The sequence below is a fragment of the Psychrobacter piscatorii genome, assembly GCF_001444505.1.
Classification (GTDB): Bacteria; Pseudomonadota; Gammaproteobacteria; order Pseudomonadales; family Moraxellaceae; genus Psychrobacter; species Psychrobacter piscatorii_B.
The window spans coordinates 17,582-30,217 of sequence record NZ_LNDJ01000013.1 but is presented as its reverse complement, the minus strand read 5'-3'; the positions used below and the strand labels follow the sequence as shown (position 1 = coordinate 30,217).

The window sequence follows — 12,636 nt, the reverse complement described above, 5'->3', positions numbered from 1 at the left end:
AATGTAATTATGTACCCGTAATCAACAAAACGGGTATAACGTCATGTCTCAATATCAAACCAACGGATCTGTCCCACCGACTCGCGCTCAACAAGAAATTGAGCGCCTACAAACCATCTTGTCCGAGCGCAATCAACAGCTACAAGCTGCTGAGCAGATAATCACTCGCACACAGATTAACCATAAGCAAGCGCATAAAACTATGCGTTTGCTTATGGTTTTTTGCGTTTTATTGATTGTCGTTTTGTCTTGGGGAGGTGCTGCATGAGCAAGCTAATCACACGCTTTGAAATCGGTTTTGATGACGAAACCAAAGCTGAAATAGCAGCGCTAAAAGGTAAATTGGACGAAGTAGCGCGTGGCCTGTTGGCTAAAAAGGAAAGTCATGCTGATGGGTTGCTTGCTGCTATGCAAGCTGAAGCCGCTAATGATGCACCTGAGTCTGAGCTTTTACAGTTAGGCCAGTGGGTGTTTGAAGGGCAGGATGAGAAGTGGAAGTCAGCAGCATTAAATTCTGACGGTCGGGCATTTAGACATAACTTACCATCGTCACACGTCTACTTCCATAAAGGCGTTTGGAGAAGTAACTGTTTTGACCAGCATGAGATTGAGCTAATAGATGGCGCATTCGATACTAGTGATTTTTTGCCTATACAGATTGATCGTGAAACTGTCAACGATGTCGATTATCTAAGCGAGACTGTGCCTGAAATACAAGGCATGGAAGCCAGTGACATCATCATTGATGAACTGGGACGCGATTACTCACACAACTCAAACTGTCTTAGCGCTATAGTACCTCAAATCACTCAAGCTGACATGCAGCTTATCTTTATCAAAAACCTATCTGATGTCTTAATCCAGCGTATGCATAGCATGGATCGCTTTAGTGAGGATGACTATGCGATTGGCGGGGATAAGTTAATAGCATGGGATATTTTGATTTACGAGCCATTGGGTGCTTACGCGATTTTAATGCGCGGACCTGACCAAATTAATGTTGCGGACTTATTGCTCATTAGGGAGGGTGGGCCAATGGCAGATGCGGGATGGAACACTGAGAGCGAAGCATTTGCAACTTTGCGGACAATAACCGAAGCCGAACTACCAGCATTTCGTGCGGCGTTGGAGGCTTGCTATGCGTAAAATTCAATCCTTCAATGTCACTGCACAGCTTGCGCTTATCCAATCTAAAGCGCAATTGAGCAATAGCGTAAGCCGTCAAGCGCTAACTGACGCTATTAGCACATGGTCAGAGCATCAAGCCAAGTATGACTATGAGCGTAACCAAACCGATTTGGTCGCTATCAATCGCAACATCAGCTTGATCGTGACACAAGTAACCAACCGCATATGTCGCATTAACCCGCTGGTTTGGACTGAATTGCTAAAGTTAAACGCTGCGCTCAATGTCGGCATCATCAACAACATCAACTTTGAGCCACGCCCAGTACCAGTCGTGGCTGCGAACACTGATGCCAACGACAGCGAGGTGGCGTAATGTCATTGACTCAATCAGCAAAAAAACATCCTTTATTAGTCAATATCAATGGCGCAGCACATATCGGCGTGACAACTGCGTGTCAACGTGTCGCTATGTGCCTGAATGCTCAAGCAATCAGTACCGAAGTGATCAATGTTCGTAGGGGTATTGAAGCTGTCGAATTTGAAGGCGACTACATACTTGATAAATACAAGCACTTAGATGTGATCTTGCTAGACCGTCACCACTATACAGCGTCTGCTATCAAACGTCGTCTTCAGCAACCGCTTTGGGTGTGGCAAGAAGATAGCGTAAAGCCAAGTCTTAGCGTATTGCTCAGTTGTCATACCACCGTGTACAAGCGCTTTATTAGATCCAATGAAGAGCCGCGCACGGCGCTGGGTCATCACGATGCATATCTATCATGCGTCAAATCACACTATGGCACGACAAATCATCATGTATTAGATATAGACGGCAAACATGGTCATTTGTATGCAGCTGGTACGATTAAAGGCTTGGTATTACGGGAGTTGAAACGATGAGTAAAACATTATCGCTTAGCCGTCGAGCGCATCTATTTGTCAAAGATGGTCAGTTTTTTATCAAGTTGCAACGTCAAAATCAACGCGATCCAAAGCGTGATGATTATTACATCGTCAAAAAGTTTGAACTGGAACGCTTAAAAGAGATCCACGCTTGGGTCGGCAAACAGATTGAAGAGAGTGAGGCGGCAAATGTCAAAGCAGATTAAACGAATCACGTTTGCGCCAAACAATTATGGCTTGAGATGGTTAGACGTGAACATGCGCAGTTGGGAAATAGTCAGCGCATGTGCGGAAGGGCGTCATTTGGTGGGCCGAGCATGTCGCTTGGCTGACCGTGGCAATAAGATTGAATATCGCACTGGGTCAACCTACACGACTATCAATGCGACTGTTGAGAAAATGGGGTAATTTATGGCTGATGATGCAGATCGCGCAAACGACTATGTTGATTTAACAATGTCTCATTGCTTGAGTAGAGCGCCTAAATTTGATGGGCCGTCACTAGCTGAGTGCATGGAATGTGGCGAAGATATACCGGCTAAACGACAATCAGTGGGCGGTGTAAAACGCTGTGTAGATTGTCAGAGTGTATTAGAGAGAAGGGGGCGATGATGAGCACAACAGGTTTGTTTGCTGGACTTCTGTACTTTGTATTGTTGATGGCTAGTATGGTTTTATTAAAAATATGGGCAGATGGCGATATTCTTTTAATCCACTTCGGCGGCATTACCTGGTTTGTGTCGATAGTTTATTGGAGTTGGTCTTTTAAAAAAAAGGGGTTCGATTAAAATGGACGTTATTGAAATTATCAAATCAAATGTTCCTTTAGACTGGGTAACGCTCCCTCAATTTGGTAAACTTATTGGTCTACCACACGAACGCTTATACATGGCAAAAGATAAATGGCCACAAGGCAAGGTGTGGAAAAGGGTTGATAATAAGATTTACTTTAGTCTAAATGGGTGGAATGAATGGTTGGACCAGCAGGGTATCCAAAAGGCGTTAGAGTACGAAACGACAGCGTCGAAATTAATATCCCAATCAAAGGAGAAGGGCGCAGGTACTTCGTCCTCCCGTACACGGCGACGCCGAAAAACATTGCCCAAGCGGGAAAACTACGAGCTAGTTTAATGGCTCGTAGAAAGTGGGAGGATCTGACGGTAACAGATATTGAATTGGCTTGTAATATTACCGACGAGACAGCAGCAGATGATAGACCGCTTTTTGCAGACTATGCGCAGCTTTATCTTGATAGCTTAGATAGCGGTAATACAGGTACTAGACGTAAATATAAAGGCATCCTCAAAAATAAGTGGATGCCTTTTTTTGCGTCTATGGCAATTGCAGATATAACACCGGCCATGGTGCGCGCTGCGATTGCACAGAATGACTTTAGTAGCACCAAAACTGCTAATGACGCACTCACGCCACTACGCGGCGTGTTTGATTTAGCCTTTATTGATGAGATTATTGAAGAGTTGCCCACTAAGCGTATACGTAATAAAAAGACTCAAAAGGATGAGCCAGATCCTTTTTTACCTAATGAGCGTTTGGCCATACTTAACTATATGCAAAGCCATTGGACAGGTGATAAAGAGATTTGGTATTTATACTTTGTATGGCAGTTTTGGACTGGTTGCCGCCCTGGTGAGTCCCTAGCCATAGACTGGGCTGACATAGATATAACCAATCGACTGGCAAAAATAAGTAAGACATTAAGCAGCGGCAAAGTGCAGCTATCAACTAAGACCAATGAGATTCGCAATATCTATCTAAATGACAAAATTTTGGTCGTACTGGATAGACTCAAGGCGCTCACTGGCCACCAGTCACGTCTGTTTATCAGTTTGCACACCGATGAGCCATGGACACGGCCAGATAAGTTGTCCGAAAAGTTTCAAGAAGTGCTACCAGTGATCGGTGTAAGAGCGCGACCGGCTTATAATTGCCGTCATACTTATGCAACGACAATGCTCAACAGCATGATCGATGTTTCTGCAGCGGCGTATCAGATGGGCCATGATATCATCACGTTTACCAAAATCTATGCGAAGTGGATCAATACAGAGCGTATGCAAGCTGAGATGATGAAGCTTGATTATGGTGGTTGATTTGGATTTGGTTATCGATATAACAGAATGAACCAACAGCAGTTACATAGTTTTTACGAAAGGCTCAGCAAATGCACAAATAGTTGTATAAAGCATAGAGCCTGCTGCTCCCTCGGCGATGTTTCTAAGTGACGCCCAAAACTCTTTAATAGGAGAAGGTGCATCTATCTGTGCATTGATAAGAGCAATTGCTTCTTTCGTGGAATCACGCTCGCTTTTACTGTTAGCTTCTAAATCTTTAATTTGATTAAGTAAATGCTTTAAATCAGCATTGTCTATATCATCGCGTATATGCATTCCTATACCGCACCTTGTAGTTTCTAAACTACCAATTTGCAAATTGCTTTGACTTGTAGTACTGACACCCATACCACAATCTTCAGCTATTAAACGGCCTACAACTATAGCCATTATCTGTCCCTCTGTTAGTTTTAATATAAATCATTATCGAGGTATTTGTATGTAGTTGCAAGTAAGTTGGTGAAGTGAAAGCAGAAACTGCGCCAAAAATGCGACAAAGACGATTATCTTGTTTACTTATCAAATTTTAGGCAATAAAAAAACCTGCCCGAAGGCAGGTTTAGTATAGGTTTGAGACAATTTATTCACTATCCGAAAATGGTGGGGCTGGAGAGACTCGAACTCTCACACCTTGCGGCGCCAGAACCTAAATCTGGTGCGTCTACCAATTCCGCCACAGCCCCATTTTTCGTTACTCTATCATCAAAAGCGATTAAGTTCAAACGCTATCTAGACAGTTAACTGATTCGGTAGTGCGTCTCAGTGGTTGGCTATTATATAGAGTTTGAATTTTTGGTCAACCCCTATTTGCGATTATTTTTAGTTATTTTGCATTTATTTTTACGTGTTTTTATAAATATTTGATTTTAATAGGGTTTAAATATGATGCGTTCAGGCTTTAATTACTCCTTGGATGGCACTCTAGGTGCAGAGATGTCTAACTGCTGTAATTTGCGGGTTAGGGTGTTGCGTCCCCAACCAAGTAAGCTTGCTGCCTCTATCTTTTTGCCACCACTATGGTTGAGTGCTGCTGTCAATAAAACCCGCTCAAACTCAGGCGTGGCCGTTTGTAGAATATCAGTTTCGCCTGTATTGAGAGACTGCTCAGCCCAGATAGCAAGAGCTTTTTGCCAATTTGGACTGGCAGGAGCTTGAGTGACTTGATTATTTTGGCTTTGATTATTCAAGTCATCGTTATTTTGCAGTTGAGGGTTTTCTGCATTTGCTTGTGGTGACGAGTCGTGTTCTTGGTCTAGCTCTGAGTCTAGAGGCGTGTTCTCTAATAGCTCTGGTGGCAAGTCTGTGGCCATCACGGTGTCGCCCGTGGCCATCACTGTCAGCCATAGGCAGACATTCTCAAGTTGACGCACATTGCCGCGCCAGTCAAAGGTCTGCATCATCTGTAAGGCCGCAGGATGCAAATGTTTCGGTGTTGTGTTCATTTGCTCAGCTGCCGACTGCATAAAGTAGGTCGCTAATGCAGGAATGTCTTCGGGGCGTTTACGCAGTGGTGGCAGCGGTAGACGAATGACATTGAGACGATAAAACAAATCTTCACGGAAACGATTTTGTTTGACTAATTCTTCCAGGTTTTGATGAGTGGCGGCGATGATACGGACATCTACTTGGATCGGCTGCTGTCCACCAACGCGGTAAAACTCGCCATTGGCCAGTACGCGTAACAGACGTGTTTGGGTACTAAAGGGCATGTCGCCAATTTCGTCCAAAAATAACGTACCGCCATTAGCCTGCTCAAAACGTCCTTGGCGAGTTGTCGTTGCACCAGTGAACGCGCCTTTTTCGTGACCAAATAATTCAGACTCAATCAAATCATGTGGTATGGCTGCCATATTAAGGGCGATAAATGGTTGCTGTTTGCGCGGTGAGTGCTGATGCAAGGCACTGGCAACCAACTCTTTACCTGTTCCTGACTCTCCGGTGATTAAGACCGAGATAGGGGACTGCGCCAATCTACCAATGGCACGAAACACGGTTTGCATGGCTTGTGACTGACCGATGATACCGCTCGGATTGCTATTAGCTTTAGAGGTAGTTGTCACCTCAGCTTTATTTTTGCTGTGTTTAGAGTGTGTACTGGTAGGTGTTTCAGGTGTTATATCACTGTCAGCGCGCGCGTCAATTGTGGTTTGGGTATCAGATTCGTTCGAATAATGGGCTATCGCCATATTTGGCTGGTAGTTGATCGCTTTATAGATAGTGGCAACAGCATCATCTAGGTCAAAGGGCTTTGGCAAGTATTCAAACGCACCGGTCTGATAGCTATTAATCGCAGAGGTGAGGTCTGAGTGCGCTGTCATAATGACAATCGGCATGTCCGGAAAGTGCTGGTGTACCCAGTCACTAAATGATAATCCATCCATCATTGGCATACGAATATCAGTCAATATTACATCTGGCAGCTGTGTGGCTGACGCTTGCTGTTTTAGTGCATCATTGAGCCGAGTCCATGCTGCCTGCGCTTGGGTAAAACTGATAACGGTCAAACCAGCATCTTCAAACGTATCTGCCAATACCATACGCAGCGCTGCATCATCGTCGATTAACCAGAGCGTTGCAGGCTGATCGCTGGGTGCATTATTGACGGTGACTATTGGAGAGTGTGCATCGCTTTTAGGGTTTTGGTTGTCACTGTATTGGGTCATGTATCGGGCCTAATGAGCAATTGTTATTGTCGGTTTGGGATTGGATGTCTTACAATTTAGCAGTTTTATGCCGCCGTGTGTTCTATGATTCAGTGACGGGCTGGGTAAAAGGCAGATATAGTGTAAAGCGTGTTTGCTTGCCGTTCGCCTCCTCTGTAGAGCTCACATCAATCATACCATGATGATGGCTGATAATATCTTGTACGATAGATAAGCCAAGACCAGTACCTGCTGCACGACTGGTCACCATCGGGAAAAATATTTGTCCGATAAGTGCCGGATCAATGCCTGAACCATTGTCAGTAATAGTGATTTGTAGCACTTGCTTGTGCTGCTGCCCGACAATCGTATGCTGAAAGGCAACGCGCGTTTGAATGTGCAAGGTTGGCTGATAAGCAGTCTCTCTATCGGTCTGCACATCGGTTAATGGTAATTCCTTAGACGTAGAGAGTTTGTTCTGCTGTAGCGTTTGCTCAAACTCAGTCATAGACTCACAGGCATTATTCATAATATTTAAAAATACCTGAATCAATTGGTCTTTGTCAGCACACAACTCAGGCAATGACAAATCATAATCTCTCTGTATCGTCACTTGTGGGTATTGACTGACTACCAAGGTCAAAACATGCTCTAGTGGTTCATGGACATTCAGCGTTTGCCAGTTTGGCAGCTGGTTTGAGCCAAGCAGTTGAGCAATCAGATGTGTCAAACGGTCAGTTTCTGAGATGATAATATCGGTATAGTTACGCAGCTTTTGATTCATTTTTTGCAAATCATCGTTTGTGCCAGCGCTAGTGTCCTGTGAGATGCTGAGCGCGTTAGAGTGACTGTTAGCCGCCGTCGTATTCGCATCACTGAATTTAATAAACTGTCGCTGTAACAACTGCGCTGCACCCCGAATGCCCGCAAGTGGGTTTTTGATTTCATGCGCGACCGACCGTAGCATGTGACGAGCAACCGCATATTGCTGCTGCTGGCGCTGCTCCTCTGAGATACGACTTTGGCGGTCTTTGCCCCACATCTCGATAATAAAATACGACTGCTGCTCGTAGATAACAGGCGTCACGCTATAATCGACTGAAAGTAGTAGGTTGCCATTCAAAGGCGTCTGGATGACATGATCATGGTCAATGAAAGGCTGTTGGTAGTTTTGTGCTTGATTGAACCGCTCTGTCAAAGAATAGAGGGGTTCATCCAGAGGTTTATTTTCACTATCATCACTGACATTGTCGATAGAAGCATTTTCTTTTAGTTTTAATTCATCGGGTGCCAATAGCGTCAAGATAGACTGGTTGATTAACCTCCCACTACTAATAGCCAGTAATTGCTCCGCTTGAGCATTTAAACGGGTTATCGATAACTGATCATTGACCCACAAAATAGCGGTGAATAGATGCTGTGATACGAATGCTAAATCAGGGGTGGTTTTGGTGGTGATAAAATCAGCAGTCATGGATAGTGCCCAGAAAAATAGGATGTTTGAATCAATATTTAACCATAAATCAAGACTATAGAGCGGCAAAACTGGTGATTTTTGCAAAAAAAACGTACAATGCGCTCAGCCAATTTATCTCTAGCAAGGTCAGCCATGTCCAAAACTTCTACCGAGTCAGTGAACACGACAACGACAGCCCCTACGTCAGCCGTAAAAGACACTGCCACTATCTTTAATCCTGCAAAGCCATCAATACCGCAAGAGCAGAGTCAGGCAGATATCAGTCAAGCAAATACTGACCAGCCCTATCATCATAAAGCCAACCACAATCAAAACCGCAGCATTGCTCAAAGCAGCGATGCTACTTCAGCTTCGACGGCTAATGCAACTGCCACGATGCCAGTGAGTGCAGCGCCAAAGATTGGGTTTGTGTCACTAGGTTGCCCCAAAGCCTTGGTGGATAGTGAGCGTATTATCACTGAGCTGAGCCGTGATGGTTATCAAGTCGCAAGCGACTATGATGGTGCGGACTTGGTCGTGGTCAACACCTGCGGCTTTATTGAGTCAGCGGTGCAAGAGTCGCTTGATGCGATCGGCGAAGCAATTAGTCAAAACGGCAAAGTAATTGTCACCGGTTGCCTAGGCAAAGAAGCGGACAAAATCCGTGAAATGCATCCCGCTGTACTCGCAGTGACAGGCGCGCATGCCTATGATGAAGTGATTACAGCCGTTGCACAGCACGTGCCAAAGCCAAATCGCAGCTTGGATGCCAATTACGACCCAAAAATAGACTTGATCAATGAAGCGGGGGTCAAACTGACGCCCAGTCATTATGCGTATCTAAAAATCTCAGAAGGCTGTAATCATCGTTGTACGTTCTGCATTATCCCAAGCTTGCGCGGTGATTTGGTATCGCGCCCGATCGATAATGTGATGAATGAAGCACTGGCGCTCAAAAAAGCGGGTGTGAAAGAGCTGCTCATTATCTCTCAAGACACTTCAGCCTATGGCCTTGATCTCAAGTATAAGACCAGTTTTTGGAATGGCATGCCGCTCAAGTCTAAATTCTATGACTTATGCCAAGCACTGAACGATTTGGGTATTTGGGTACGCCTGCATTATGTCTATCCATATCCGCATGTAGACAAAGTCGTCGAGCTAATGGGCGAAAAGAAACTGCTGCCTTATCTCGATATTCCGTTTCAGCACGCCAGTCATCGTATTCTAAAAGCAATGAAACGTCCTGCGCACAGCGAAAACACCTTGGCTCGTATCAAAGCATGGCGTGATATCTGCCCTGATATTGTGATTCGTTCAACCTTTGTGGTTGGCTTCCCGGGTGAGACTGAAGAAGATTTTCAGTGCTTGCTTGATTGGCTAGTAGAAGCGCGACTTGATCGTGTGGGGGCATTTACGTATTCAGAAGTAGAAGGTGCTGTCGCCAATGATTTGCCAAACCATGTGCCTGAAGACGTCAAGCAATCTCGCTACGAGCGCTTGATGGCGCTGCAACAAGAGATCTCAGCGCAAAAACTACAAGAAAAAGTCGGTAAAACCTTAATGGTATTGGTCGATGAGATTGATAGTGATGAGAATATCGCTATTTGCCGCAGTTATGCTGATGCGCCTGAAATTGACGGGCATGTCTATGTTGATGACATTACTGCTCAAGTCAAAGTTGGGCAGTTCCTGAACGTGACGATTGATGATGCCAGCGAATATGATCTATTTGCCAGTTATCAAGGTTAAGTGTTCGACAAGATATACGAGTGAAAATTGCCCAATAGCGGGCAGTTTTTGCTACAATTAGCGCAATTTAGCCTGTTTAATATGCTTGTCTTTAAGTGCAGCGTTACGGGCAAACTTGATTTGTGTTTTACCCATAATTTTCTTTATAATTTCATGATAATAAGGTGACCTCATGTCTGACAAAAACCCGCGTTACGCCCGTATCTTGCTAAAACTCTCTGGTGAAGCCTTGGCTGGTAGCAAAGACATGGGTATTGATACCGAAGTGCTCGATAAAATGAGCCTGTCTATCGCTCATTTGCGTGGACTAGGTGTTCAGGTTGGTATCGTGGTTGGCGGTGGCAACTTATATCGCGGCGCACAATTACAAAAAGAAGGTTTGGTTGGCCGTGTGACGGGTGATCAGATGGGTATGCTAGCCACTGTCATGAATGGGTTGGCGATGCGTGATGCGCTTGAGCGTCGTAATATCAAAACGCGTTTGATGTCTGCATTGCCAATTGGTGAAGTTACCGAAAGCTATAGCAGTCGTAATGCGATTCGCTATCTCAAAAATGGTGAAGTGTGTATCTTTGTTGCCGGAACAGGCAACCCATTCTTCACTACTGATACGGCTGCTTGTTTGCGTGGTATCGAAATCGAAGCTGGCTTAATACTTAAAGCGACCAAGGTCGACGGCGTTTATGACAAAGACCCAAGCCTACACGATGATGCAGTCAAATATGACGGCCTGACCTTTGATGAAGTGTTAGAGCAGAAACTTGGCGTGATGGATTTGACTGCTATCGCGCTATGCCGCGAGCATAACGTACCGCTACAAGTGTTTGATATGACCAAACCTAATGCATTGCTAAATGTCATCATGGGTGAAAACGAAGGCACACGCGTTTTTCATTAATTAATTCCCTGAATTGATGTAGCGTTGATCGGTCACTTCAGAGAGTGGCTAATAATGAAAAGTAGCTAATAACAAATATCCCAATAGCAAATAAAAAATTTGTCGATAGCGACAAATAAGGACACACAATGATTAAAGAGATTAAGCAAGACGGCGAAGCACGCATGCAAAAAACGTTGGAAGCGCTTGAGAGTACTTTCAGCAAAGTTCGTACTGGACGTGCACACCCAGGCATGTTGTCAGGCGTGATGGTCAGCTACTATGGTTCTGATACACCGCTAAACCAAGTAGCCAGCGTGAACGTTGAAGACTCACGTACGCTATTGGTTCAACCGTTTGACCGTACGATGGTACAAGCAGTAGACAAAGCCATTCGCGAAGCAGACTTGGGCTTAAACCCAATGACAGCGGATGTGATTCGTGTGCCCATGCCAGCGTTGACCGAAGACACCCGCCGCGATATGCAAAAACTTGCTCGCGGAGAAGCGGAGAGCAGCCGTGTGTCTATCCGTAATATTCGCCGTGATATGATGAATGACATCAAAGATCTAGCAAAAGAGAAAGAAATCTCAGAAGATGATGAGCGCCGTGCTAACGATGACATCCAAAAAATCACTGACAAGTATATTGAAACTATCGATAGCCGCCTAAGCAAAAAAGAAAGCGACTTGATGGAAGTTTAATAAGAGCAGTTTTGCCATCCATCATTTATGGCAAAACTTAGTTCAGAGTATTATCTACATTTTAGCAGCCAATATCTTGTAGTTATTGGCTGTTTATTATGATATGGATAATATGATTTATTAATGTGAGTGCAGTTTACTGATATTTCTCAAATATATTGTAAGCTATAAAAATTTTGATCGCTAAATTATGATAAATTTGTGAATTATTTACATGGCGCTTTTAATCGCCACTGCACACGTTATTATTATTTTACCTTAACAATAAGCAAGTTTGCCTATGTCCACTTCAGCCGTTATGGCTCCTAACATTCTTCCTCGTCATATCGCTATTATCATGGATGGTAATAACAGATATGGCAAAGCCAATAATCTGGGTAAAGGTCAAGGTCACATAGCTGGTAAAACTGCTTTAGACCCTATCGTAGAATATTGTGTCGAGACCGGTATTGAAGTACTGACTGTTTTTGCTTTCTCTAGCGAAAATTGGCAGCGACCACCTAGTGAAGTTGCACTATTAATGCAGTTGTTGGCATCGACCATTGATGAGCAAATGCCGCGTATGAAAAAATACTGTATTCGCTTACGTTTTATCGGTGATTGCAGTCAGCTTAGTGAAGAATTACAAGCGTTAATGGCGGATGCCGAAGCAGAAACTGCAAGCTTTGATGCCATGACATTAGTCATTGCGATTAGCTACGGTGGACAATGGGATATTGCTCATGCAGCAAAACAGCTGGCACAACAAGTGCAGGCAGGTGAGTTGAGGGCTGAAGATATTAGTGCAGAAATGCTCGGTGAGCAAGTACAACTGGCAGACGCTCCAGCAGTAGACATGCTGGTTCGTACCGGTGGTGATTATCGAATATCGAATTTTTTATTATGGCAAGCGGCCTATGCGGAGTTGTTTTTCACGCCAACTTTATGGCCAGATTTTGTTCCAGAAGAGCTGGCTTCGATGATGGCTGAGTTTGCACAGCGTCAACGCCGTTTTGGTAAAACCAGCGAGCAGGTAGGGATAGAGCAGCATAGTCGCTGATGCAAT

General features: G+C 44.4%; 15 protein-coding genes and 1 tRNA gene. 12 read left to right on the top strand and 4 right to left on the bottom strand.

From position 1 onward, the window contains the following. The first annotated feature begins 43 nt into the window (after positions 1-43). The 8 genes from AS194_RS01285 to AS194_RS01250 all read left to right on the top strand — a co-directional run bounded on the left by AS194_RS01285 (position 44) and on the right by AS194_RS01250 (position 4,142). Positions 44-268 carry a hypothetical protein gene (locus AS194_RS01285; RefSeq protein WP_058023684.1) on the top strand — a complete coding sequence of 75 codons (225 nt, stop codon included), beginning with the start codon at positions 44-46 and terminating at the stop codon, positions 266-268. Then, the gene (locus AS194_RS01280) at positions 265-1,146 is read left to right on the top strand and encodes a hypothetical protein (RefSeq protein ID WP_058023683.1); all 882 of its coding nucleotides are present in this window, start codon (positions 265-267) and stop codon (positions 1,144-1,146) included. The genes AS194_RS01285 and AS194_RS01280 overlap by 4 nt, the downstream gene beginning before the upstream one ends. Further along, complete coding sequence (locus AS194_RS01275) at positions 1,139-1,501, top strand: hypothetical protein (RefSeq protein ID WP_058023682.1); 363 nt, start codon at positions 1,139-1,141, stop codon at positions 1,499-1,501. The genes AS194_RS01280 and AS194_RS01275 overlap by 8 nt, the downstream gene beginning before the upstream one ends. Next, positions 1,501-2,028, top strand: a complete 528-nt coding sequence (locus AS194_RS01270; protein ID WP_058023681.1) for a hypothetical protein — start codon at positions 1,501-1,503, stop codon at positions 2,026-2,028. Before AS194_RS01275 ends, AS194_RS01270 begins: the two co-directional genes overlap by 1 nt. Beyond that, positions 2,025-2,237 (top strand): hypothetical protein, encoded by a 213-nt coding sequence (locus AS194_RS01265; protein ID WP_058023680.1) that lies wholly within the window; start codon positions 2,025-2,027, stop codon positions 2,235-2,237. Before AS194_RS01270 ends, AS194_RS01265 begins: the two co-directional genes overlap by 4 nt. Next, positions 2,221-2,439 carry a hypothetical protein gene (locus tag AS194_RS01260; RefSeq protein WP_058023679.1) on the top strand — a complete coding sequence of 73 codons (219 nt, stop codon included), beginning with the start codon at positions 2,221-2,223 and terminating at the stop codon, positions 2,437-2,439. The genes AS194_RS01265 and AS194_RS01260 overlap by 17 nt, the downstream gene beginning before the upstream one ends. A gap of 3 nt (positions 2,440-2,442) precedes the next feature. Continuing rightward, positions 2,443-2,643 carry a TraR/DksA family transcriptional regulator gene (locus tag AS194_RS13425; RefSeq protein ID WP_083499559.1) on the top strand — a complete coding sequence of 67 codons (201 nt, stop codon included), beginning with the start codon at positions 2,443-2,445 and terminating at the stop codon, positions 2,641-2,643. 359 nt (positions 2,644-3,002) lie between these two features. Continuing rightward, a complete protein-coding gene (locus AS194_RS01250) occupies positions 3,003-4,142 on the top strand; it encodes a tyrosine-type recombinase/integrase (RefSeq protein ID WP_083499558.1) in 1,140 nt (379 codons plus the stop codon). A gap of 42 nt (positions 4,143-4,184) precedes the next feature. On the opposite strand, the gene AS194_RS01245 is transcribed toward AS194_RS01250, so the two are convergent. The 4 genes from AS194_RS01245 to AS194_RS01230 all read right to left on the bottom strand — a co-directional run bounded on the left by AS194_RS01245 (position 4,185) and on the right by AS194_RS01230 (position 8,279). Next, positions 4,185-4,553 carry a hypothetical protein gene (locus tag AS194_RS01245; protein ID WP_058023676.1) on the bottom strand — a complete coding sequence of 123 codons (369 nt, stop codon included), beginning with the start codon at positions 4,551-4,553 and terminating at the stop codon, positions 4,185-4,187. A gap of 208 nt (positions 4,554-4,761) precedes the next feature. Then, positions 4,762-4,846 (bottom strand) — tRNA-Leu (locus AS194_RS01240). A gap of 219 nt (positions 4,847-5,065) precedes the next feature. Then, the gene (locus AS194_RS01235) at positions 5,066-6,826 is read right to left on the bottom strand and encodes a sigma 54-interacting transcriptional regulator (protein WP_058023675.1); all 1,761 of its coding nucleotides are present in this window, start codon (positions 6,824-6,826) and stop codon (positions 5,066-5,068) included. 82 nt (positions 6,827-6,908) lie between these two features. After that, positions 6,909-8,279, bottom strand: coding sequence for a two-component system sensor histidine kinase NtrB (locus tag AS194_RS01230; RefSeq protein WP_058023674.1), 1,371 nt, complete (start codon positions 8,277-8,279; stop codon positions 6,909-6,911). Between the two features lie 135 nt (positions 8,280-8,414). Here AS194_RS01230 and rimO point away from each other — a divergent pair, with 135 nt between their 5' ends. From rimO to uppS, 4 genes are all read left to right on the top strand, one after another. Beyond that, the gene (gene rimO, locus AS194_RS01225) at positions 8,415-10,010 is read left to right on the top strand and encodes a 30S ribosomal protein S12 methylthiotransferase RimO (RefSeq protein WP_058023673.1); all 1,596 of its coding nucleotides are present in this window, start codon (positions 8,415-8,417) and stop codon (positions 10,008-10,010) included. Between the two features lie 172 nt (positions 10,011-10,182). Next, the gene (pyrH, locus tag AS194_RS01220; RefSeq protein ID WP_057759121.1) at positions 10,183-10,908 is read left to right on the top strand and encodes a UMP kinase; all 726 of its coding nucleotides are present in this window, start codon (positions 10,183-10,185) and stop codon (positions 10,906-10,908) included. A 128-nt stretch (positions 10,909-11,036) separates the two neighbouring features. Further along, on the top strand, positions 11,037-11,591 hold the full coding sequence (frr, locus tag AS194_RS01215) for a ribosome recycling factor (protein WP_058023672.1): 555 nt from the start codon (positions 11,037-11,039) through the stop codon (positions 11,589-11,591). 280 nt (positions 11,592-11,871) lie between these two features. After that, positions 11,872-12,630, top strand: a complete 759-nt coding sequence (gene uppS, locus AS194_RS01210; RefSeq protein WP_058023671.1) for a polyprenyl diphosphate synthase — start codon at positions 11,872-11,874, stop codon at positions 12,628-12,630. Positions 12,631-12,636 lie beyond the last annotated feature (6 nt).

Coding starts and splice junctions, on each gene's coding strand:
- AS194_RS01285 (WP_058023684.1), top strand. CDS start 44: ATGTCTCAATATCAAACCAACGGATCTGTCCCACCGACTCGCGCTCAA.
- AS194_RS01280 (WP_058023683.1), top strand. CDS start 265: ATGAGCAAGCTAATCACACGCTTTGAAATCGGTTTTGATGACGAAACC.
- AS194_RS01275 (WP_058023682.1), top strand. CDS start 1,139: ATGCGTAAAATTCAATCCTTCAATGTCACTGCACAGCTTGCGCTTATC.
- AS194_RS01270 (WP_058023681.1), top strand. CDS start 1,501: ATGTCATTGACTCAATCAGCAAAAAAACATCCTTTATTAGTCAATATC.
- AS194_RS01265 (WP_058023680.1), top strand. CDS start 2,025: ATGAGTAAAACATTATCGCTTAGCCGTCGAGCGCATCTATTTGTCAAA.
- AS194_RS01260 (WP_058023679.1), top strand. CDS start 2,221: ATGTCAAAGCAGATTAAACGAATCACGTTTGCGCCAAACAATTATGGC.
- AS194_RS13425 (WP_083499559.1), top strand. CDS start 2,443: ATGGCTGATGATGCAGATCGCGCAAACGACTATGTTGATTTAACAATG.
- AS194_RS01250 (WP_083499558.1), top strand. CDS start 3,003: ATGGTTGGACCAGCAGGGTATCCAAAAGGCGTTAGAGTACGAAACGAC.
- AS194_RS01245 (WP_058023676.1), bottom strand. CDS start 4,553: ATGGCTATAGTTGTAGGCCGTTTAATAGCTGAAGATTGTGGTATGGGT.
- AS194_RS01235 (WP_058023675.1), bottom strand. CDS start 6,826: ATGACCCAATACAGTGACAACCAAAACCCTAAAAGCGATGCACACTCT.
- AS194_RS01230 (WP_058023674.1), bottom strand. CDS start 8,279: ATGACTGCTGATTTTATCACCACCAAAACCACCCCTGATTTAGCATTC.
- rimO (WP_058023673.1), top strand. CDS start 8,415: ATGTCCAAAACTTCTACCGAGTCAGTGAACACGACAACGACAGCCCCT.
- pyrH (WP_057759121.1), top strand. CDS start 10,183: ATGTCTGACAAAAACCCGCGTTACGCCCGTATCTTGCTAAAACTCTCT.
- frr (WP_058023672.1), top strand. CDS start 11,037: ATGATTAAAGAGATTAAGCAAGACGGCGAAGCACGCATGCAAAAAACG.
- uppS (WP_058023671.1), top strand. CDS start 11,872: ATGTCCACTTCAGCCGTTATGGCTCCTAACATTCTTCCTCGTCATATC.